Source organism: Marispirochaeta aestuarii (genome assembly GCF_002087085.1).
In the GTDB taxonomy this organism is placed as follows: Bacteria; Spirochaetota; Spirochaetia; order JC444; family Marispirochaetaceae; genus Marispirochaeta; species Marispirochaeta aestuarii.
Map to the genome: position 1 here is coordinate 32,481 of NZ_MWQY01000004.1, position 22,911 is coordinate 55,391.

19 protein-coding genes are annotated in these 22,911 nt (G+C 55.2%); 8 read left to right on the plus strand and 11 right to left on the minus strand.

What is annotated here, in order from left to right; genetic code table 11:
* Positions 1–13: 13 nt before the first annotated feature.
* Positions 14–781, minus strand: coding sequence for a TrmH family RNA methyltransferase (locus tag B4O97_RS04375; RefSeq protein WP_158084149.1), 768 nt, complete (start codon positions 779–781; stop codon positions 14–16).
* A 174-nt stretch (positions 782–955) separates the two neighbouring features.
* On the opposite strand from B4O97_RS04375, the gene B4O97_RS04380 reads away from it, so the two are divergent.
* From B4O97_RS04380 to B4O97_RS04390, 3 genes are all read left to right on the plus strand, one after another.
* Entirely contained in the window at positions 956–1,222 is a 267-nt protein-coding gene (locus tag B4O97_RS04380; RefSeq protein WP_083048701.1) for an RNA recognition motif domain-containing protein, read from the plus strand.
* A 63-nt stretch (positions 1,223–1,285) separates the two neighbouring features.
* The gene (locus B4O97_RS04385; RefSeq protein WP_083048702.1) at positions 1,286–2,029 is read left to right on the plus strand and encodes a TrmH family RNA methyltransferase; all 744 of its coding nucleotides are present in this window, start codon (positions 1,286–1,288) and stop codon (positions 2,027–2,029) included.
* A gap of 64 nt (positions 2,030–2,093) precedes the next feature.
* On the plus strand, positions 2,094–4,064 hold the full coding sequence (locus tag B4O97_RS04390) for a GNAT family N-acetyltransferase (protein WP_158084150.1): 1,971 nt from the start codon (positions 2,094–2,096) through the stop codon (positions 4,062–4,064).
* A 70-nt stretch (positions 4,065–4,134) separates the two neighbouring features.
* Here the strand turns inward: B4O97_RS04390 and B4O97_RS04395 are convergent, their stop codons facing one another.
* From B4O97_RS04395 to B4O97_RS04420, 6 genes are all read right to left on the minus strand, one after another.
* Positions 4,135–4,356: a ferredoxin gene (locus B4O97_RS04395; protein WP_083048705.1), complete on the minus strand. Its 222-nt coding sequence runs from the start codon at positions 4,354–4,356 to the stop codon at positions 4,135–4,137.
* Positions 4,357–4,431: 75 nt separating this feature from the next.
* Positions 4,432–5,526, minus strand: coding sequence for a sugar kinase (locus B4O97_RS04400; RefSeq protein WP_083048707.1), 1,095 nt, complete (start codon positions 5,524–5,526; stop codon positions 4,432–4,434).
* Between the two features lie 100 nt (positions 5,527–5,626).
* Positions 5,627–6,160 (minus strand): nitroreductase family protein, encoded by a 534-nt coding sequence (locus B4O97_RS04405; protein WP_083048708.1) that lies wholly within the window; start codon positions 6,158–6,160, stop codon positions 5,627–5,629.
* 103 nt (positions 6,161–6,263) lie between these two features.
* On the minus strand, positions 6,264–6,869 hold the full coding sequence (msrA, locus tag B4O97_RS04410; RefSeq protein WP_233142909.1) for a peptide-methionine (S)-S-oxide reductase MsrA: 606 nt from the start codon (positions 6,867–6,869) through the stop codon (positions 6,264–6,266).
* 57 nt (positions 6,870–6,926) lie between these two features.
* A complete protein-coding gene (locus tag B4O97_RS04415) occupies positions 6,927–8,780 on the minus strand; it encodes a DUF2264 domain-containing protein (protein WP_083048710.1) in 1,854 nt (617 codons plus the stop codon).
* A gap of 54 nt (positions 8,781–8,834) precedes the next feature.
* The gene (locus tag B4O97_RS04420; RefSeq protein ID WP_083048711.1) at positions 8,835–9,437 is read right to left on the minus strand and encodes a protein-L-isoaspartate(D-aspartate) O-methyltransferase; all 603 of its coding nucleotides are present in this window, start codon (positions 9,435–9,437) and stop codon (positions 8,835–8,837) included.
* 69 nt (positions 9,438–9,506) lie between these two features.
* On the opposite strand from B4O97_RS04420, the gene B4O97_RS04425 reads away from it, so the two are divergent.
* The 3 genes from B4O97_RS04425 to B4O97_RS04435 are packed head-to-tail and all read left to right on the plus strand — an operon-like array spanning position 9,507 to position 14,718.
* Positions 9,507–12,266, plus strand: a complete 2,760-nt coding sequence (locus tag B4O97_RS04425; protein ID WP_143305537.1) for a DEAD/DEAH box helicase — start codon at positions 9,507–9,509, stop codon at positions 12,264–12,266.
* An 8-nt stretch (positions 12,267–12,274) separates the two neighbouring features.
* Positions 12,275–13,459: a hypothetical protein gene (locus tag B4O97_RS04430; RefSeq protein WP_083048714.1), complete on the plus strand. Its 1,185-nt coding sequence runs from the start codon at positions 12,275–12,277 to the stop codon at positions 13,457–13,459.
* Positions 13,460–13,506: 47 nt separating this feature from the next.
* On the plus strand, positions 13,507–14,718 hold the full coding sequence (locus B4O97_RS04435) for an MFS transporter (RefSeq protein ID WP_083048716.1): 1,212 nt from the start codon (positions 13,507–13,509) through the stop codon (positions 14,716–14,718).
* Positions 14,719–15,096: 378 nt separating this feature from the next.
* Here B4O97_RS04435 and B4O97_RS04440 read toward each other — a convergent pair whose 3' ends face one another.
* Positions 15,097–15,807, minus strand: a complete 711-nt coding sequence (locus B4O97_RS04440) for a response regulator transcription factor (RefSeq protein ID WP_083048717.1) — start codon at positions 15,805–15,807, stop codon at positions 15,097–15,099.
* Positions 15,808–15,888: 81 nt separating this feature from the next.
* On the opposite strand from B4O97_RS04440, the gene B4O97_RS04445 reads away from it, so the two are divergent.
* Together B4O97_RS04445 and glgX are read left to right on the plus strand one after the other, a co-directional pair.
* Positions 15,889–18,054, plus strand: coding sequence for a methyl-accepting chemotaxis protein (locus B4O97_RS04445; RefSeq protein WP_083048719.1), 2,166 nt, complete (start codon positions 15,889–15,891; stop codon positions 18,052–18,054).
* A 96-nt stretch (positions 18,055–18,150) separates the two neighbouring features.
* Positions 18,151–20,271, plus strand: coding sequence for a glycogen debranching protein GlgX (gene glgX, locus B4O97_RS04450; protein ID WP_096348839.1), 2,121 nt, complete (start codon positions 18,151–18,153; stop codon positions 20,269–20,271).
* Positions 20,272–20,422: 151 nt separating this feature from the next.
* On the opposite strand, the gene B4O97_RS04455 is transcribed toward glgX, so the two are convergent.
* The 3 genes from B4O97_RS04455 to B4O97_RS04465 form a co-directional block, all read right to left on the minus strand.
* Positions 20,423–20,989 carry a 5-formyltetrahydrofolate cyclo-ligase gene (locus tag B4O97_RS04455; RefSeq protein ID WP_143305539.1) on the minus strand — a complete coding sequence of 189 codons (567 nt, stop codon included), beginning with the start codon at positions 20,987–20,989 and terminating at the stop codon, positions 20,423–20,425.
* Positions 20,990–21,078: 89 nt separating this feature from the next.
* Positions 21,079–21,441: a cyclophilin-like fold protein gene (locus tag B4O97_RS04460; protein ID WP_083048722.1), complete on the minus strand. Its 363-nt coding sequence runs from the start codon at positions 21,439–21,441 to the stop codon at positions 21,079–21,081.
* 11 nt (positions 21,442–21,452) lie between these two features.
* Positions 21,453–22,820, minus strand: coding sequence for a lactate racemase domain-containing protein (locus B4O97_RS04465; RefSeq protein ID WP_158084151.1), 1,368 nt, complete (start codon positions 22,818–22,820; stop codon positions 21,453–21,455).
* Between the last annotated feature and the right edge of the window lie 91 nt (positions 22,821–22,911).

Here is a 22,911-nt window from a genome sequence, read left to right on the forward strand (position 1 = left end):
GCAGGGGTCTCCTTTATACCATGCTCTTCTTTTTCCGGGCAAGCTCATACAACAGGATCCCTGCGGCAACCCCGACATTCAGGGAATCAACCTGCCGGGAGATCGGGATCATGACAAAAGCATCGCAGGCCCTGCGCCAGGTTTCGCTGATACCGTGTCCTTCGTTTCCCAATACCAGAACGGTCTCTGCATCCATGAAAAGCTCCCCGGCAGAGACGGCGCCGGGACAGAGGTCCGCTCCTATAATCCGGTAAGCACTGCTCCGCAGAAGCCGGACCGTCTCTTCACAGTCGTCTTCCGCAGCCATGGAGAGGGAAAAGCACGCCGCCATGGAAGCCCGTATTCCCCGCCTGGAATACGGGTCACCGCAGTTCTTCCCCAGGAGAATCCTGCCTGTACTGAAAGCAGCTGCGCTGCGCAGTATTCCCCCCAGGTTCACCGGATCGGTAATCCCGTCCAGGACAAGGACCGGTCCGGAGCCTTCCTCGAGCAGTGCCCGAAGCGAAAGATAATCCGGCCTGCGGAAGGCCCCCAGCACCCCCCGATGAAAGGGATAGCCGGCAATCCTGCCGATCTCCGGCTGCGAGAGAACCTGCACAGGCAGGGAGCCGGGGCAGGCCTTCCGGAGTCCCTCCAGCATTCCGGGAACGGCAGCAATAACCAGGGGTTCAAGTCCTTCCGAGAGCATCCGTTCCACGACAAAACGGCCTTCGCCGACGCATATTCCTTCTTCCGCCAGTCTGCGGTCCTTGAGATCCGCCAGCAGGGAAATATCCAGCAAACTCATCTCCTGTTGTGCCTTTACTGTGATAAAAGTACCACGTTTTTGGGAGCTGGGGTAAAAAAGAAATTGACAGTTTACCATCAATACTCTACTCTTTTTTCGGCGTACGTCTGCAAGACGACTATCCCTTGGATAGATGCCTATTTTTCATCATTACATGAGGGCCATTGGATGTCCAACAAACTTTACGTCGGAAACTTAAGCTACCAGTCCGACGAAGACAGTCTCCGTGAACTTTTCAGCCAGTACGGTACCGTAACCTCCGTACGCATCATCACCGACCGCGAAACCCGCCGATCAAAGGGTTTTGCCTTCGTCGAGATGGAATCCCCCGAAGAGGCTTCGGCCGTTCTGTCGGCACTGGACGGCGCCGATCTCGACGGCAGACAACTGAAGGTTCGGGAAGCAATAGAAAAGGAGCGCCCCTCCAGGTTCTAAAACCTTGATCCCGGAGGGCGGTATGTCGCGGCTCCGGGGTTTTTCAGCCCGGCACCTTCTACAATGATCAAGAACGATGAACTCTTAACAATGCTGGCACGGCATGTAACCGCGGCAAGGTTCAGGCGTATCGTGGAAGTCTCTTCCCTGCGCACACGGTATCTGGCTATGGTTGCAGAGGACCTCTACTACAGTCAGAACGCCAGTGCTCTCCTTCGCAGCTGCGACTGTTTCGGGATCCAGGATGTTCATATAATCGAGAACCGGAACCGTCTGCCCACCATCAATCGTCATGTTGCCCTGGGAACCTCCCGGTGGCTCACCATACGTCGCTACCGGGACAGAGCCGACAATACCCGTACTGCCCTGTCAGCCCTGAAACGGCGGGGGTATCGTATTGTGGCGACGGTTCCAGACACCGATGCCTGCTCCATCCACGACTTCTCCCTGGATGCGGGCCCCGCTGCCCTCGTGTTCGGCAACGAACGGGACGGAATAAGCCCGGAGGTACGGGAGATGGCTGACGAGTTTCTGACCATTCCCATGTGCGGTTTTGCCGAGAGCCTGAACATTTCCGTCTCCGCGGCAATAATCCTCTCCACCCTGGGGGACCGGCTGCGAAGAGGTCAGATCTCCTGGCAGCTTCCGGAAGAGGATCTCGCCGAGTTGCGCCTCAAGTGGGTCCGCCGCTCCGCAAAGCGGGGCACGGAGATAGAAGAAGAGTATTTCCGACGCTTTCACCGGTCCATTGATCTTGTCGAAAGCGATGTTACCGAGAAGGACATCCCCGTGGGGGACCAGGAATAAGACGGATCCCGGCGGAAGCATTCCGTAATTGTCTTTTCCTGCCATGGGGTGTAGGCTGAACTGCATGCAGGACCGGGGAAACTACGAAGCCATACAGAACATGAACCCGAAGATCGAGGAGCGGGTCATCCGCAATCCCCTTCTGAATATCGATACCTTCGTCATACCTTCACCCTTTATCCACAACCCGGCGGTCCAGAAGGATTACTCCCACAGCTACGTCTGGGTCGAGGAGGGTGAAATCCTCGGGTATATGCTTGTTTACTCCGATCAGGCGGGAGAGGAGTTTCTCATCTACAAGATCGTCACCAGCCCCTTCGGCCGGGGGCGGGGAATCGGCACAAGTTTTATCGAACATCTGGCCCGTAATATTCCCCGGGAAGCCTCGGTGTACATATACATCTGGGAACGCCAGGCTGATACGGTGGAGTTTTTCCGCAACAAGGGCTTTGAACCCGACAGTTCGATAGCCTACCGCAAACTGGTCTACCACAGACTGGTCTCCTGCTGCGGGGCGATCCTCACAAAATCCGCGGAGGGGCTCAACCGCAGCCTGGCTCCGGAAGAGATCAGCAAGACCCGCCACGACGCCCGCAAGGTAGCGCGGCTGATAAACTCCATGGTCGAGGCCCTGGGTACCGAGAACAGCGATACCATCGTGGAGAGCATCAACCGCGAATCCACAACCCTGATCAATATCCTTAACTCCTTCCGGGACAGCATGAAGATTATCCACGAGGTTGATCTTCTGGAACTGATCTTCGAACGTATCGTCCCCTATGTGCAGGGGTCCACTGTGCGCTGCGAACTGCGCCTCGACCTGGATACCGGCGCCCCCACAATACAGGGCTACCATGTAAATATCGGGAGGGCCATGGTAAATCTGGTCTCCAACGCCCTGGATACCATCGAAGAGTCGGGACGCAAAGGAATCATCGACATCGTCATGCGGGAAAAAGGAGACTTCCTGATCCTTACCATAGCGGACAACGGAACCGGAATGCCGGAGGAGCTGCTGGTAAAGGACTCCCGGGGATATCCCCGCTTCGTGGGCCGAACCACCAAGGGCAGGAAAACCGGCGAGGGTATCGGTACCCAGCAGATCTACGCCGCCTTCGGACCCGAAAACATCGAGGTAAACAGCATAATGGGCCAGGGGACCTCCTGGACAATCCGCTTTGCCAAGCATACCGAGACAGTCTCTACCTGGTTTGTCCGTATGAACCGTCGCTACAACGAGTTCAAGGACCTCTGGGAGGTTGCCATGGTCGGCCCCAGGACTCCCCGTCGGGAGGTTGTGGCATACATATGGCAGGTTCGCAAGATAGAAATATTCCTCTTCGACCTGATCCTCCGCTTCAGCCGCTACCATAATATCCGGGACATCTACCGTTCAATTCTGGCCTATCTGCAGGGGGTCACCAGAGAGGCTGACCTGGAACGGGAGATTGCCGGATACAAAAGCGATACGGAAAAGTACAATTTCTGGCTCCTCGATATCAGCAGGGAGATACGGCGGCGCATGAACATTCTGAAGGATTCCGTGGATATGGACAGCTACTGGGCTTCCCTCTTCCGCAGTTACGGCCAGGCCTACAGGAACGTGATAATCTTTACCGCGGACCCCGAAACGGGAAACTTTCTGGCCACGGACCGAAAACTCGCGGAGCACCTCGATTTCGTGCCCTATCTGGGAAAACCCCGGGACAGCCTTCTGCGGGGGGAGTTTCTTGGAGACCTGAATGTGGAAGAAAAACCCATACAGTTCGGAGTCTGGTCGATATCATCACGAAGCGACGCCCTGAACAAGCTCAGGCTGATCCGGCAGGGAGCCCGGACCTTCCTGCGCAAGGGCATCCATCCGGAAAAACGCCTCTCCTTCTACCATACCACCTACATAAGCGGCGGCTTCGACATAGATATCAACAAATCCAGTACCTTCGGAGATTTTGCCCGCCTGGAGGACGCTGAGCTGGAGACATTCATTATCGGCAGGGAAGAAGAGATGAGCGGTTACCTGATGGGGAGGGAATAAGAAAGCGGAACACCGGACATCGAATCATGCCAGCATTCCGCTTACATACGTTTTTCCTGTGATGTCCGTCTCAGCCGTCGTTGCCGATAGCTTCCACCGGACAGCTGTCCATGGCGGATTTCGCCTCAGGATCATCCGCAGGTACCTGGTGAAAAACATAGGCCTTGTCTTCGTCGTTGGTCTTGAAGACCTCCGGAGCCTCGCTGATGCAGAGGCCGCAGCTTATGCAGTTGTTGTCGACATACCAGACACCATCGATGTTCTCGGCTACCTTATCATTTTTATCAGCCATTGAGTCCTCCTTGCTACAAGATAGTAATCCTCCGGCGTAAAATCAACGCACAGGCAGCGAATCACCCTCAGGAATCTAGCGGATTACCCGGGCACTTCCGCCGCCGACGATCCGTTCCACCTCTTTCAGGGTCGCCATGGAGGTATCTCCCGGGGTGGTCATGGCCAGTGCACCGTGGGCGGCACCATACTCGACAGCCTGGGCTGCATCGTTGAAGGCCAGGAAACCGTAGATCAGTCCGGATGCGAAACTGTCGCCTCCGCCTACCCGGTCGTAGATCTCCAGCTTTTCCCGGTGCTCCGCCTCGTGAATCTCACCATCATGCCAGCAGAGGGCACCCCAGTCGTTGACGCTGGCGGAGTGTACCGTCCGCAGGGTCGTGGCGACAACCTTGAAGTTGGGATAGGTCTTGATGGCTGTTTCAATCATCTTCTTGTAGCCTTCAATGGGAAGCACCGTAAGGTTTTCGTCCGCCCCCTCTACCTCAAATCCAAGGCTGGCGGTGAAGTCCTCTTCGTTTCCTATCATTACGTCCACGTATTTCGCGATTTCCCGGTTTACTTCCTGGGCCTTTTCTTTCCCCCCGATTCCTTTCCACAGGGAGGGCCGATAGTTCAGGTCGTAGGAGATGATGGTTCCATGCTTCTTGGCAGCTTTCATGGCTTCGATAACCACATCGGGAGTCGTTTCGGAGAGGGCTGCAAAGATACCCCCGGTGTGGAACCAGCGGGAACCCGCCTTGCCGAAAATCTCTTCCCAGTCGATATCCCCGGCCTTCAGCTGACTGGAGGCGGTATTGCCCCGGTCGGAATTACCCAGGGCGGCCCGCAGGCCGTAGCCCTTCTCGGTAAAGTTGAGACCGTTGCGGACATTGCGGCCGATCCCGTCATAGGGGACCCATTTGATGAAGCCCGTATCCACACCGCCCTGCATGATAAAATCTTCAATAAGATGTCCAACCTCGTTGTCGGCAAAGGCGGTAACCACCGCCGTGGGAAGATTGAAGCACTTGCGCAGGCCCCTGGTTACATTGTATTCCCCGCCGCCTTCCCAGGCCTGGAAAGAACGGGCAGTCCGGACTCTGCCGTCACCGGGATCAAGGCGCAGCATGATTTCTCCAAGGGAAACACAGGCATAACGACACTCATCCTGGGGTCGAATTTTTAACATACAAACCTCCTGTTCAGTTTTAATCAGTATATCACTGATACCCTATTTTGGAACTCTTGCCAAGTGTTCCCTATAAGGCATGCTGTTCCATATAGGGGATTCACCAGGTCTCATAATGAACGAAGGACTCCTTATACCGCGTCCTGGGAGACCTTTCTTCCCCAGGATAACCGACTGCAACAGCAGCCAGGGCTTCTACCCCCTTCGGAAGCTTCAACACATCAGCGATATGTTTCTGCCGCTCCTCTCTGGGATATATCCCGAGCCAGCAGGTTCCAAGACCGAGCTGATGGGCTGCGATGAGCATGTTTTCCAGGGCCGCCGTACAATCCTGAACCATGTAGCCTTCCAGTCCTCCGTGGGCGGCGTTCCGGTCGCCGCATACAACAATCCCCAGAGCCGCATCGGAAAGAAACCTTCCGTTGGGAAGCCCCCGGCTGAGATTGCGGAGGTTTTCCCTGTCCCGGACCAGTACAAAACGCCAGGGGTCTTTTGCTACCGCGGAGGGTGCGGCCATGGCGGCTTTGAGAAGGATTTCAATTTTTTCATCTTCCACCGGCTGCCCGGTATATTTTCGGATACTGCGCCTGCCGAATATGCAGTCCAGGGCGGGATTATCTTCGGGTTTACTCATATCTCCTCCGTCGTTGTGCGTTTACTTCAATGCTAACGACGGAAGAGGATAGAGGTCAAGGAGATTTTAGAGATGGGGAAAATACCACGTTTTTCAAGCTGCTCTATTTAATCGAGCGCCACTCAAGGCCGAGTTTCCGCAGCTTCGGCTGGATAACATAGGAGCAGTATCCGGCAAAGGGGTTATTGTCGTAGTAATCCTGATGGTATTCTTCGGCCAGGTAGAAGGTCTTGAGGGGAACGATCTGGGTGACCACGGGTCTGTCGAAGTTCTTTCCCGCCGCGGCCTTCGCCTCTTCCGCAATCCGGCGCTGCTCTTCATCCGTATAGAGAATTATGGAACGGTACTGGGGCCCCACATCCGCGCCCTGACGGTTCACCGTCGTGGGATCATGGGCGGTAAAGAAGAGATCGAGGATCTCGCGGTAGCTGATCACATTCGGATCGTAGGTCAGCTTGACCACTTCGGCATGGCCGGTCCTTCCGGCGCTAACCTGTTCATAGCTCGGGTTCTCCACCGTTCCCCCGGCATAGCCGGAAACAGCAGATGTAATGCCGTCTATCCGTTCGTAGACAGCCTCGACACACCAGAAACATCCGCCTCCGATAACAGCTTCGGCCTGAGGTTTATTCTCCATATCGACTCCCTGAACAACAATACCGGCTCCCGCCACAAGCAGGAGCACCGGTATCAAGATAAATCTCCTCATCTTAAACTCCTTGTGCGGGCTATTTATTATTAATATACTCAAGAATAAGGCTTCAGGCTATGAACTCTGGAAATCGTATTCAAAAAAAACCTTGTTTCCCGAAAGCAGGGAAACCTTGTCCCCTTTACGGCTGAAACTGATGGAATCACCCTTGTCCAGGTTCTCCGGATCGGTTCCGGCATGTACAAAAAGTACGAGGAACTGGGTCTCCCGGGAACGCAGAACCGTTTCCACCCTGGGGAGCAGGAAGGAGGAGGAAAGGGTATGCCCCTCCTTGCGTCCCTCGTAGCCCTGGGAGATGGCTGCAAAGCTGTACCCCCCCAGAATCCTGACAATGGAAAACCCCCGGGGGCCTTCCACCATGGCCAGCTGCCCGCTGGCAACCGTCTCCACTGAATCATCCGCTTCCAGACCGAGGGCATAGCCGCCTTCCCGCAGGTTGACCGCCCCGCCGCCGAAACCGGCCCTGCGGATCCGGTGGATCCGGACCTGGGCTCCGGACCGGAGGGGAACAAGCAGGGTATCCACCTTCAGGGTGCCCGAAGCACCGCCATCAGAGGCTACAGGCAGATGCATGCTGGTCAGCAGAACCCGGTCGGCAACCAGCTTGAAGGAATCGATCCTGTCCCTGTGGCTCCAGCTCTTTTTATCGCCGCTGGCAGAAAGGGTATTATCGCAGCAGAAAACCCGTTCCTTCGGCCCTGCACCAGCTACAAAACCCATAATACCGGAATAGCTGAACTTGCCGTATCGACTTATCGTATCGCCGCCCCGCTGCCGCTTGTTCCGCCGGGACCCTCCGTTAATGAGCTGGACGTGATCGCCGGATTTTGCTCCGTGGACAAGCCAGCCCGGGGAGGGAATAAAATGGACAAAGTCTCCCCTCTCTATGGGCAGTGCTTCCTCCTGTATACTCCAGAAGCTGTCCTTCTCCGGAATCATCAGGAGAAAACCCAGGGTCTGCATGGCGCGGTAATCGGCTATAGCAGAAAAATCAGCGCTTTTTTCCCCTGCTTCCAGTCCGGACTGCAGTGCCAGCCGAACCAGTCGTTTGAGCACTCCGCTTTTCCCCGGCCAGACCCCGGCAAGATACCCCGCCACAGGGCCTGCGATTCCCGCCAGAAGCCCCGGCGATTCCTTTCCGTAGCCGGGACCCCTCCCGCTGGAATCGTAGAGATAGGGTAAATCCCGCAGGTCCTTGCGCAGTCGCGGTCCCCAGAGCTGATAGCGGGGAGACTTTTTGCCCCCCTCGACATGAAGCACGGCAGCAAGCAGGCTGAAGTATCGCCAGCTGATGGAATCATCGAAATTGTCTGCCCCTCTGCCGCCGTCGGCAAACCAGCCCTGGTCCAGATAACAGCGTTCCAGGCTTTCGAAGGCCGCATCTATCACCTTGGGATCATGTCTCAGACCCATGCCCCTGCGGGCCACATGATTCAGTGCCACCGCAAGGCTCCGGTAGCTCTTTTTCTTTACCGATACGCGTCCTTCTGTTTCGAGCCACTGCTCGAAGAGCTGAATGGAACGGTTGGAAAGCCGCCGGAACAGCAGAGAACGGCAGGACCAGGCGGCGAAAGCCACCAGGGCGGCAAACTCGGGGGACCGTTTCGTACTCCGCGGTCCAGCTCCCCAGTATCCCGGGTTTTCGGGATTGCAGCCGTTTTCAATCGCGTTGATCATATAGCTGGAAAGAGAGAGCATCTCACCCTGGTAATCCACAACGTCGCTTCGTTCATCCCCGGACAGGTAACCGCCCAGTGCCACCAGGGTCAGCAGGACGGGTTCCGGAGAATCGTGATTCTTCAGGTAACTCATATCCGGAGTCAGGGATCGTTTACAGAAGCTCATATATCGGAAAAAAACACTGGTCACATGATGGAAGGTCAGTTCGTGCTTGATGGGCTGGTCCATGTGCCTGAGTATATACCCAGCACTGTGTCTGTCAAGGCGCCGCAAAATCCGTAATCACGCCATTCCACGAACAAAAGGAACGAAGACGACCGGACACAGCCTCTCCCGTGTACAGGTTCCCCGGGAATCCTTAAGAATCCGGATCAGATACTGCATACTCCGTCCCCCCTGGGGAAACAGCATGATTCCCCCCGGTTTCAGCTGCCCGATAAGCTCCTGAGGTTCCGACCTGACAGCGGCGGTAATCATTATACGGTCAAAAGGGGCCTCCTCCGGCCAGCCCGAGAACCCGTCGCCATGACGTACCATGATATTCGAGTAGCCCAGAGTCTCGAGTCTCTCCCCGGCGCTGAGAGCAAGCTCAGCGATCCGCTCCATGCTGTAGACCCTCTTCGCCAGTACCGAGAGTACTGCCGCCTGGTACCCCGAGCCGGTACCGATTTCCAGTATCCGGTTCTGCGGATCGATTTTCAGGGCCTCGGTCATATACGCCACGATATAGGGTTGACTGATGGTCTGTCCCTTCCCGATAGGCAGGGGCCGGTCCTCTTCCGCCTCATCGACAAGGGGGGGAGGAACAAAGCGCTCCCGCGGAACGATACGAATCGCTTCGAGGACCCGGGGATCGCGAATATCCCAGTACGAAAGAGGGAGCATACACTAAGAATACTCCCGGAAAGGGCGCTTTTCCAGTCCCTGTTCAGCATGATACTATGGTCAGCCTTGATGAGTGACCTATTTGATGCCTTTAAACAGAGTTCAACCCTTCCCTTGCCGGCACGTCCGCCCCGGGACCTGCGCTGCGTGTTCGTTCCCCCTCCGGGAGAACCGCGGCTCAGTTTCTACTCGGGGGATGAGGAGATTGACCCTCCCGCCGCCCGGTCCTACGCCGGTCCCTGGCGGGACCTCCTTGCAGTCTGCGAGGATATTCGTCGAAGGGAAGAACTCAGCCTGGAATGGGACAATGATCGAAAAAGGGGATTCTCCCTGAGCCGGCATCCGGGGCTTATCCCCCTGGCCGCCGCAACCGGCAGCCTGAACCTTCCGGGGGGAACTCCCCTGGAGATCCGGGAGGAACAGATCGCGGTCCGTATATCCGGTCCGGGCCCCTATTCCGCCCGCCTTGTGGACGCCGCGGATCGGCCCCTGGGATTCCCCCAGGGGATTGCCGAAAGCTGTATCCTGGACGGAAACATACTCTACCAGATGCCCCCCATGGGACCGGGATTCCGCAGTATCCGGCATCTGGGGACCATAATCCGCGAAGAGGACCTTCACCGCTACCTGTCGCTGACGCGGACCCATTTCCCCGGACTTCCCCTGCGGTTCAGGGAGTACAGTATCCGCAGCGCCGGGGCCGTGGAGCTTTCCGAGGGGATTATCTTTTCCAAAATGGACCGGGACGGGGTTCTGCATCTGCAGTTCACCCTGACCTGGCCGGGATACCCTCCCGATTTCTTCACCGCCTACGACACTGCCCAGGTTGTCGAAATAGACCGGCAGAAGGAGTGCATAACCTTCCATCCCGCTCTTATTCCGGACATCCGCAAGGGCATCGCCTCCCTGAGGCGGCGGATACAGCGACTTCAGAAACGTCACCAGGACTCGGACGGCTTTTTTGTAGACGATACAAAAATCAGTCTGGGCCCGAAGCTCGCCGAAGCCTTCATCGAGGAGGAGCTTCCCGGACTTTTTACCCGCTACCTCTTTTTCGGGACGGAGAACCTCTCTCATTTCCGGGTTACCCGCTCCCGGCCGAAGCTGCACCTGCGCCTGAGCGGAGGGGCCGACCTTCTGCGGGGAGAGTGCGACATCTCTGTGGAAGGCGAGTGGTTCACTCCCGGGGAACTGATGGACCTGCACCGGGAGAATGGCTTCATTCCCCTGAACAGCGGCGGCCGGGCCCTTATCGATCAGAAATTCCTGGAGCGCCTGCGCCGGGTGCTGAAAGAGATCAACCACGGCGAGGTAACCCTCTCCTTTTTCGACCTGCCCCTGGTGCAGGAGATCATAGATGAGAACCTCGAAGGTCCCGGCGCGGTGGAACCGGAACGAATCTACCGGGGCTTCAGCGAGCTTGAATCCAGACCGGTTCCCGTTCCCCGTATTCAGGGGACCCTTCGGGAGTACCAGGAACACGGTTACCGCTGGCTCTATTACCTGTACCGGACGGGTCTGAACGGCTGCCTCGCCGACGATATGGGGCTGGGAAAAACGGTACAGACCATCTCCCTTCTCTCCCTTGTACACGCGGATCCGGGATTTCCCTCCCTGGTGGTACTGCCGAAATCCCTGATCTTCAACTGGCAGGGGGAGTTCGCCCGCTTTGCCCCGCAGCTGCAGATCAGCACCTGTTACGGGCCCGGCAGGGACTGGGAATCCGCGGAGGAGTCGGACATAATCCTGACAACCTACACGGTGGTGCGGAACGATATTCAGGAACTTCGCAAACGGAAATTCCGCTACATCATCCTCGACGAGGCACAGAACATCAAGAATTTGAGCTCCCGGATAAGCAGGGCCATGCTGCTCCTCGAATCGGAACACCGGCTGGCCATCAGCGGAACCCCCATGGAAAACAACCTGATGGAACTGTATTCCCTCTTCCGCTTTCTGAACCCCGGTATGTTCGGCTCTCCCAAGGAGTTTCAGCGGGATTACGCCAATCCCATCCAGAAGGAGTCCTGCCAGGTAACCGCGGAGGACCTCCGCAAAAAGATCAGCCCCTTCCTGCTCCGGCGGCTCAAAACCGATGTTGCCCGGGACCTGCCGGAAAAGGTGGAACAGATCCTCTACGTCGAGATGGAGGAAACCCAGCGGGGACTCTACGAATCCCGGAGGGACTACTTTTACCGGAGCATCAGGGAACGCCTGGAACGGAACGGTATCGAAGAATCCCAGCTCTATATTCTGCAGGCGATCTCCGAACTGAGGCAGATAGCCACCGTTCCCGAGAGCCGCAGCTCCGGGGTAATAACCAGCCCGAAACGGGAAGTCATGAGAGAGAGCCTGGAGGACGTTTTTGCTATCCACCATAAGGCGATCGTCTTCTCCAATTTTCTCGACTCCCTGGAGACCCTCGGCTCGGACCTGGAAGAGATGGGAATCTCCTATCTTCTGCTTACCGGTGCGACCCGGGACCGCAGGGGGGTTGTGGAACGGTTCCAGAGTGACGACACATCACAGGCCCTGCTCATGACCCTGAAAACGGGAGGAGTGGGTCTCAACCTTACGGTGGCGGATTACGTGTACCTCCTCGATCCCTGGTGGAACATCGCGGCGGAAAACCAGGCCATCGACCGCAGCCACCGCATCGGCCAGCGTAATACCGTCTTTGCCTATCGGCTCATAACGAAAGAGACCATCGAGGAACGGATACTGGAGCTGCAGCAGCGCAAACGGGAGCTGTTCAATTCCGTCATAACCGCTGATTCCGGGATACCCAAAAGCCTGACCCGGGACGATGTGGAATTTATTCTGAGTTAGGAGAAGCAATGTCCCAGGTTTTCAGTACAGAGGAGGAACTCCCCCACTGCGTGGCCAGCCGCTCCGCAGGGGAGATACCACAGATCTCCATGCCCCCCGGGTTTCCCGACGACCCTCAGTGGCGATCGTGGCCGGGACAGCTCTTTGCGGCACTTCTTGAGCCCGGCTGTCCGGTGGATCCCCTTCAGACGGCCCGGATAACGGCTGAAGCGATATCAGGGCAGACCGACAGCCTTGGCAGGGAACTGCTGCTTCCTCATCTGAAGCATCGTCCCCACACAAGGCGGGGAAGAGAGGGAAAGAGGAAAGCTCCGATCCTGCATCTGCTCTTTTCCATGCTGCAGCAGGAAGGCGGTTCATCCTGGAGGTCTGCCCGGGAGTATATCTCCAGGGCGACGAAAGCAGAGGAGCTTATACACTATCTGGACCCCGATTATGCAGCGGACTATGTCTACTTCGAAACCCGGGGATACTACCGGAACTTTCTGGGGGATTCGGGTATTCACGAGGAACAGCGCTATCTGGAAACTACGGAGCTCTACAGGGAGGCATGCCTGCTTCCCCTGGTACAGAACTACCTTGGCGCTGCGTCTCTCCTCGGTATGCTGGAGGTCCGCTACGGCACATCCGAAAGCCCCTATACCCCCTGGGCCGGAATCACGAAGTTCAGACTGACCGACTGGGGTCGCTATGTTACAGGGATACAGGAGAAGGTTCCCGTATGGAAGCCTCGACGGGTGCTGGAATTCTCGGCCAGCGGAGAAATCGTCAGTCTCCGGGAATCCTCCCCTGGGGCAGAAAAGTTTCTTCGTGAGATTGCAGGCGAGATCGCCCCGGGGATTTTCCGGCTGGGCCGAAGTCAGATACTGGCGGCTGCCGCCACAGAGGCGGAGCTTGGCGATATTATTGACAGGCTTTTGACCATGGCGATTGAACCTGTTCCTGTATTCTGGACGGAAATGTTTGAATCCCTGGATAACAGTATTGTCCGTCTGGAAGAGGCATCAGGATATCTGGTCTTTCAGGTCCCGGATCATTCCAGCATCCTCTCCCTGCTTCGGGAGGAGCCCTCCCTTGCCCGGCTGGCAAGTCCCGCCGCGGGCAGGAAAATCCTTATTCACCGGGAGGACCTGCCCGGACTTCGAAGGGAACTGAAAAAGCGGGGATTATTACTGGAGATAGGCCGAGTCTAAGTTTGTTGGACAATACCTGAAAAACAGAATACAATGCGCTGACACCAATGAACGAATACACAAAGACCGAAGGCAGGATAATACGACTTACCATTGCAGGTCATGGCTTTACCCACTTTTTTGAAGGTGCCATCCCTCCCCTGATACCCCTTCTCATGCTGAGTTTCGGGGTGGATTACTTCCGCATAGGTATCGTGGTAACAGTATTTTCCTATGCTTATGGCCTGGGCTCCCTTCCCGCGGGGTTTATAACCGACAAAATCGGCTCCAAGGGGCTGATTTCCCTCTTTTTCTTCGGCACCAGCATACTTTCACTGACGGTGGTGCTTGTGAATGGATACTACGCCTTTCTGATCGTCATGGGTGCCATCGGTCTGACAGGCAGCGTCTACCATCCAACCGCCAATACCCTGATAAGCCACAGAGTACGGAACAGGGGCAGGGCCTACGGGATCCACGGGATCTCCGGGAGTCTGAGCCTGGCCCTGACCCCGGCGATTGCGGCCCTCATGGGGGCCCGATTCGGGTGGAAATCCGCCTATCTCGCGGCGGGCCTTGTGGGAATCTTTCTGGCCTTTTACTCCCTGACCCTGCCTGAAGACCGCATTAAAAGAGAGCCCGACGGTAAACCCGATATCCGGGAGGCGGCGGAAGAAGAACTGCCCTCAAAGATGTTTCTGGTTGCATTCTTTATTTCCGCGGCATCCCTCGGCATGGCCTACAGAGGAATTATGACCTTTTTGCCGGCCTACATGGCGGAAAATTTCTCCCTGGGCAACTCAGACATCGACAAGGTCAGCGTGGGAGGGATCATTGCAACCTTAAGCCTCCTGTCCGGAACCGCAGGGCAATACATCACCGGTCGTATAATCGACCGAAGAAGCCCGGAAAAAATATATACCCTGATTTCGTTTGCCGGAGGAAGCTTTGTTCTGTTGATGTCCTTTACCAGGTCTCTGCCGCTTCTTCTATCTGCAATCTGTTTCGCCTTTTTTTACTTTTCAGCCCAGCCGGTGCAGAACTATATACTTGCCAAGCACATGCCCCCGCGGGTACGGGGCCTTGGATTCGGGGCTCATTTTTTCATGGTATTCGCCGTCGGATCTACTGCCGCCGCCATATCCGGCTTTCTTGCCGACCGCTATGGATTGAGCACCGTCTACCTGTCCATGTCGGGATTTTTCTTCCTATCCTGGATAATGACCCTCTACCTGGTAAGGTACACCCAAAAGACCACGCTGCACAAACTGGAGACTTAAAAAGAAGACTCCCCTCAACGAGGGGAGTCTTTCAACAAGAAACAGCATTTCACCTTTTTACCTGGGAACCTCTTTGTAATAAACCTTTTTAAAATTATTTACCTTTTATGAATCAGCACTTAAAGTCTACAGAACATTCTGTATTATACTATCATGAACTTTATTCACTCCAGGATACTACATGTAAATATACTTTTACTCTTTAATCTGAAAAGAAATTATCATGTTTCTATGTATCAACATATACGACCAAAGTATGAAATTTGCACTTTTTTTATACAACTTTCTTCTTAGAAACTGGTCTATTGCCAGGATATCGACACATAATACAAATTTATTGGAAATATTGAACACATAAAAATCATCCCAAATCCGCCTCTAATGCAGACAGTTGTGCCGCACGGCCCATAAAACAGCCTCCGACCTGCGGCGTACTCCGATCTTCTTGTAGATGTTGTAGATATGAGTCTTTACGGTTGCTTCTCCGATACCCAGTTCTTCTGCAATATTTTTATTCCGCAGCCCTCTACCCAGGTTATGGAGAATCTGTTTCTCCCGCCTGGTAAGCAGAATATTGGGAGGTTGAAGAGAGAGTTTATCATACAAATCCTCCGCATCCCCCTCCTCATCCTCCAGGGGCTCAAAGAGTGCTCCCCTGGGTATCCAGAGCCCCTCGGTAAACAGCGTAAAAACTCCTTCCCCCAGGATTTCGAGACTGTCGGTTCGGTAGAAAAAGCCCTTAACCCCCAGATTGATTGCCTCACGCTCACGGCCCCAGTGGGGAAGCAGATTAAAGAAGGCCACAAGCTGAAAATGGGGCACAATATAATCCGTCAGCTCCCGTCCGGCCAGATAGTTGTCCATATCCCGTTCAAGACAGTCGATAAGCACCAGACGGCGGCCTCCGTTCAGATTTGACGAGACCGGAAAGGCCTTTATATCCGGGCTCAGGCCGGGATACAGCTGCAGCTCGTACTGAAAAAGATCGCGCATAAGTTGATTCTGGATTGTAATTCCACCGAGAATATAAACCTGGTGATGCCTGATCAGTCGTTTCTGATCAATGCTCAAAATATGGGCTGTAGCCATGGTTCATGGTAAATCGCCGGGAAGGAACTGTCAATTAATATCCCCACTATTCAAATTTTCAATATATAGGTATTATCAACTATGGCAGCAAAACGGGACACAACATCCATTACAACCTATGTGGTAATCCTTATAAGCGCAATCTGTGCCACGGGAGTACTCATCCTGGTACTGCAGTTTCTCAATCTGCGGGAACTGGACAAACGTTTCAACAGCCTCAACAAGCAGCTGGAACTGCGCACGAAGCTGTTTGTCCGTATACAGCAAAGCCTGGGATACGACGGAATTATTCATAACCTGAAAGACTTCGTTATCCGCAGGGATTCCCGCTATCTGGAGGCGGCGCAGGAAAAGGTGGACTACGCCCTGGAACTGCTGGAGGAGTACCGCGGTTTGGAGGGAGTTTCCGAGGATGAAGTATCCCGGATCGACTTTGTGGGGAACATGGTTGGAAAATACGACCAGATAACCAGATACTTTGCTTCAACGGACACATCTTCCATGAATACCCGTGAACTGGACGCCCTGACCCAGGTGGATCATACAATGGCGGTAAACTCTCTGGAGAACCTGACCCGGGACTATGAACTTTTTGCATCCCGGGGGCGGGAAGAGGTAATGCAGGTAATCCGTTTAAGCATTGTCGGCCTGCTGGCTCCCGCCCTTGTCGCAGCCCTTGCTCTTCTATTCCTTTTTCTCCTGATCGGAAGAAGATTGCGAAACAGGATTCTCCGCATACAGAAGGCAACCCTGCGTATCGGACCCGGAGACCTGAGAGACTCAATCGCCCTGGAGAGCCGGGACTTTCTCGGGTCAATAGCCGCAAACTTCGATACCGCCATAGAGCATTTCCAGGACGCGGCTCTCAGTATACGAGCAACCCTTACGGAGAGCAGAGCAAGCGCCGGAGATCTTACACGGCAGATAGAAAGTATTCTGACAGCTACAAACAGGATCAACAGCGAAATACGAAAACTCCAGCTGGCCACCCACCGGCTCAGTTCGAATGCGGCGGAATCCAGCACCGCAACCGAAGAGATTACCGCAACCATTCGCAACCTCGCCCGGGGAATCGACAACCAGGTGAGCGCAGTTACCCAGACATCGGCTTCCATCGAGGAGATGGCAGCATCGATACGGAGCGTAGCCTCCGTTACCGAAGCACGTATGGAATCATCCCGGGACCTGGCACGTCTGACCGAACGGGGAGAAGCGGAACTGGCGTCCACGGACGGATATATCAGCGAAATCAGCGCCTCCGTCGACGATATGCTGGAGATGATCGACGTTATTGAGCATGTGGCTGACCAGACAGACATGCTGTCCATGAATGCCGCCATCGAGGCGGCCCACGCAGGGGAAACCGGAAAGGGCTTTGCCGTGGTAGCGGAGGAGATTCGAAAACTGGCGGAATCCACCAGGGAAAACTCCGGCCAGATCTCCGGTCGCCTGAAAAATACCATTACAAGCATCCACAGCGCCCTGGAATCCAGCCGTTCTTCCCGGGAGGCCTTTGTCGCCCTTCAGAACAGTATATCCGGCATGCTGGACTCCTTTGCCGAAATAAGCGACAGCACCCAGGAGCTCTCCGCAGGAAGCCGTCAGATACTGTCTGCGGTTGCTTCCCTCATGAGCGTATCGGGAGAAATAAAACTCGGATCAGAAGAGATCCTGAGCGGTTCGGAGGAGATCAGCGCTTCCCTCATTTCCATGCAGAAGACGGCGGATACGGTGGGGAAGGACGTATCGGAGGTATTGCAGAGCGCAGGAGCGATCTCCGATGCGGCTGCACATATCTCTGAAGCGGGTATACACAACAGCGAAGGATTACAGAGGCTCGCCTCCCGGGTCAGTTTTTTCAAACTGATGGACGACGAGTCTGCCTCAGAGGAAATCGATTTTTCCACCTATATTCTGCAGCACCACCGCTGGGTATCCAGGGTCGGGAGCGCCCTGGCGGGCAACGAGACAATCAGTCTGTCCGAGATGACCGATCATCACGGCTGCGATGTGGGCAGGTGGATTGACAGCGAGGGGGAGAACCTTTTCCGCGACAAACCCGTATTCGCGGAGCTGAAACAGAGCCATGAACAGGTACATCAACTCCTGCGGCAGATAGTACGGAACCTTCATGACGGAAAAACCGAAGAAGCCAACGATGGATTCTCGGATCTTATTGAAACATCGAACCGGCTGGTGGCACTCTTTTCACGATTGAAGGATACTCCTGATACCAGGGAGGCCTGATACGGGCAGCTCCCGGGGGGCAGACCAAAAAATTCCCCCACTTTTTTTACTCTTTTTCCCGCAATGCCGCCGTCTATTGAGTATACTGACAGGAAGATGAATAAACAGAATACACCCGAACATACCACCGAGCCGGGTCATCCCCTTCACTTCGGCTCATCCCTGACCGGCCGGGGAGTCCAGTTCAACCTTTTTTCCCGAAACGCGACGGCCGTCAGCCTGCTTCTCTTCGATGAAGCGGAAGATACCGGACCGGCAGAGGTGATTCGTCTGGATCCGGAGCAGAACCGTACCGGTGATGTCTGGCATATTCATGTATTGGGACTACGGACAGGCCAGCTCTATCTGTATCAGGTGGACGGTCCCTTCGATCCCGACAGGGGACACCGCTTTTTGCCCGACAAGTGGCTTATCGACCCCTACGCCAAGGCTCTGACCCACGACCGCCCCTGGAAGAAGTGGAAGCGCGATCTGATGCCCAGATGCGTGGTCGTGAATGATTATTTCGACTGGCAGGGGGATGTTCCCCTCAACTATCCCCTCCGGGACTGCGTAATCTACGAAACACACCTGGCTGGTCTCTCTGAGCACCCCTCCGCTGAGTCCGCAGCCCCGGGCACCTACCGGGGAGTTATCGAGAAAATCCCCTATTTCCGGGACCTGGGCATAACCAGTCTCGAGTTCCTTCCCATTCAGGAGTACAATCCCCACGAGCTGCTTCAGAAGAACCCCCTGAACGGCAGGACCCTGACCAATTACTGGGGCTACAGCACCATCAACTTCTTCTCCCCCGCCGCCCGCTACTCCTCAACCGGGAGCCGGGGACAGCAGGTAACGGAATTCAAGGAAATGGTACGGGAACTCCATGCGGCGGGAATAGAGGTAATCCTGGACATAGTCTTCAACCACACCGCCGAAGGAAACGAGGAGGGCCCCACCATCTCCTTCCGGGGGCTGGACAACAGCATTTACTATATACTTGATGATACCAGGAGGGGATACAAAAACTATTCAGGCTGCGGCAACACCATGAACTGCAACCACCCGATCCTGCGAAACTTTATTATTGACTGCCTTCAGTACTGGGTCATGGAGATGCATGTCGACGGATTCCGTTTTGACCTGGGTTCCATCCTGGGAAGAGATCAGAAGGGAAGACTTTTGGAGAATCCCCCGATTATCGAGCGCATAGCGGAAGACCCTATACTGCGGGGAACCAAGCTTATTGCCGAGGCCTGGGATGCCGCCGGAGCCTACCAGGTGGGGAGTTTTCCGGGAGGCCGCTGGGCGGAATGGAACGACCGCTTCCGGGATGATATGCGGCAGTTCTGGAGAAACGATCCCCGGAAAATCTCGGCCATGGCAATGCGGTTTTCAGGCAGCTCGGATTTGTATCTTTCGGACGGACGAAAACCCTTTCACAGCATCAATTTTATCACCTCCCATGACGGATTTACCCTGAACGATCTTGTCAGTTACCAGGAGAAGCATAACGAAGAGAACGGCGAAGCCAACCGGGACGGCCACAATGCAAATTACTCCGCCAATTACGGGGTCGAAGGTTCAACGGAAGACGCAGGCATCGAACAGATCCGTTCCCGGCAGATAAAGAACTTCCTTGCCAGCCTTCTTCTTTCTACCGGGACGCCGATGATTCTCGGCGGCGACGAGTTCCGCCGTACCCAGAAGGGAAACAACAACACCTATTGCCAGGACGGCCCGATATCCTGGTATGACTGGACTTTGATTGAACGCTACCCCGTGATCCACCGTTTTTGCAGGGAGCTGATCAAGTTTCGCCGGCGCCACCCGGCGTTTATGCGGCCCAACTTCTTCTCCGGACAGGACCTGAGTCTGAACGGACTTCCCGATATTACCTGGCTGGACGAAAAATGCGCCCCCGTGGACTGGAACCGGGAAAAAAACATCCTGGCGGCGCTCATAGACGGAAGCAAGGCGGATATCCAGGCGGACAGGGATGATAACGACTTCTTTCTTATGTTCAACGCCACCGGCGAAGAGGTACGTTTTCAGATCCCCGACCCGCCGTCCGGCAAGGTGTGGCAGCGCAAAATCGACACCTCCATGAACCCGGATATTCTGGATATAAATGTGGTGGAGGACCTGAACCGTCAGGAATATTACAGGGTTGAATCCAGGTCCTTTGTACTTCTGATTTCCGAACATTACGGGTCTGAAGCCATTCGCCTCGGATAGCATCCATTATATCCATTATGTTTTCTTGGATAAATTTATCCATTTAGCTTGACAAAGATCCATGAATATACTATTATGAATATATAAAGAGGCTTTCGCCAGGAAACAGCAGAAAAGGAACCGCTCCCCTCACCAGGGTTGAGCGGTTTTTTTAAACCTTCCCGGAAACAAAAAGACTTCTGACCTGCCGGTCGTGGGCTTCCACGGGCAGTCCGAAGAGCAGCTGTTCCCTGAACAGACAGCTGACGGTATCGACGGATTCGGGCAGAGACGACAACAGGCGATCATAGAAACCGCCGCCGTAACCGATCCGGTATCCCCGACTGTCAAAGGCGAGGCCCGGCACTATAATCAGCAGCCCTTCCGCGGCCGCCTGCTCTGCCCTTACCACAGGAGAATCGGCTTCGGGTTCCCGCATTCCGTAGGAATGGACAATCCAGGGGCCGTCAAGGTTCGGAACCTCATGAAACTGCAGGTGCTTCCTCTCGACCCTGGGAAGAGCAAGACGTTTACCCGAGGCGAGGGCTGCCCCCAGAACAGGCTCCAGGTTAAACTCATGCCCCATGGGAAGATACGCAAAAACCCAGCAACAGGTCTCCCAGGGGGGAGACTTCAGAAGGGAAGCTGTTACCTCTTTCTCCTGTCGGTGCCTCTCTTCTTCCGGCAGACCCGACAGCAGGGCCCTGATCTTTTTTCGAATTCGCACCTTTTCTTCCATAGGTCCCCCGAAAAGAAAACGGCCCACCGCACACCGAAGGTATTCCTTCTGATCACGGCAGGCCGGAATTGAGCTGAAAATGTCAGGCCTTATTTCGCCCTGACTTCAACCTTACCGCCCCGGCATCCTTTCAGAACCGTGGCATCACCGATGATCCGCCCGAAAACTTCGCCTTCACTGGCAATTCGGGGTTTGGAACCGGTACTGGCCGGAGTAGGACCATAGAAGATGCAGAAGGCGTTTCCCGGGGGCCAGTAGGCAAGATCTCCGACCTCCATATCGATCTGGGGCTTTTCCACCTCCGGAGATATGGGCATGGAGAAATAGAGCTCATCTCCCCAGGGGGATGCATGCCCGCTCAGGGGCAGAATGCCGGCAACCTCCCTTCCAAGGGCGGTATCGAAAAGTTCGCCTTCAAGTTCTTGTCCTGCAACAGAAATAATGATCTTCATGTTTTCTCCTTCTATAGAGGGATTCCATAGGGGCCGTCTTTCAGATAGGCGATCCGCGGTTCGCCGGACCCCGTGTAAAGCTCTTTCAGTTTATCGATTCCGGCGGCCACCAGCTTCGGCACCAGGACCTCCGGATCTGCAGATTCAGGTATACCCGCCATTTCAGATAACCTGGAACCTGCGGTCAGCTCATACTCGGCATCGCCGAACTGGGGGCTGTAATAGTAAAAGTGATCGATGGGAATCTTTTTGAAGAGGCGGGTCCACATCTGCACCTGCCACTGCTCCGGAATAAAGGTCCAGTCCGGAGAGAGAAGAATCTTTTCCACCGCCTCGGGACCGCTGAGAGTAAGGATCTGAAGCACCGTCTTGTAGGCAAGACTCCCTATTGGATCGGTATCGGTATTGTCGGCGAGCATTATTACGTGCCCCCCGGGCTTGATGATCCTGGCAGCCACGGTTCCCGCCTTGGCAACCTGGTAATGGTTGATCCCCACAAAACCGCCGTGGCTCAGCACGATGTCGTACTGCCCCTCGTAGGGCACGGCGGTATAACTCTTAAGATGCTCCACCGCCGCCTCATGGGCAGCCTTCAGCTCTCCTGCGAATACCCCGGTTACCTTGAACTGATGGTCCAGGGTAACGTTGACGATATAGTCGGTACCGGCGGTGCTGGCGACCTCGAAGGACTCTTCGTGGCAGGGGTTACCCTCCAGAAGCAGGTCCGTGGTGTTCGGATGCGCCATCATGGGGGCTCCGTGGAACACGAAGGTGCTCTCTTCGCCGATGAGACCGGGACAGATCGATTTTCGTCCCCCTGACGCACCGGCCATGAAGTGGCTCTCCACAAGGCCGGTGAGGATCCGTATATCGCTCTCCATATAGAACCTGTTGATGTAGATTTCACTGCCCCGGGCAGTCGTACCCAGGTAGCTCAGGCCCTTGTCATTCTTGCAGTTGTGGTTTTTCACCTGAACCCCGGCGTCCAGTACCCGGGGATCGATCATCTTCGAGATTTCCGCCTCGGTCAGCCCCCGGTGCATACCGGTGGCCACAAGAACGGTTATTTTTCCAGCCCTGACCCCCTGTTTCAACAGGCGATCCACGAGGGGCCAGAGGATTCCCTGATCCCCGGTGTATGGAACAGGACGCGTATTATCGGAGATTACGATCACCGCCGTTGGATCATCGATCTTCTCCTTCTTTTTTCGGATTATCTCGTCGATTCCCGGGCCGCCGATGGACGAGTCCAGGGCCTCCTGAATTTTCTGAGCCGGATTGTCCAGGGCGACAGGACTGCCCATACTCAGGATGTCTACCTCGTCTGGAAGTTCCAGAGCGATATGTCTGCTGCCGAAGGGCAGATCAGTTTTCTGCATGTCGTTCTCCACACTCTTACAGGATAAGGCCGGGTCAAACAATTGACCTGACAACCAGAGTATACTAGTTTCAGGCAGCTGGGAAAACCCT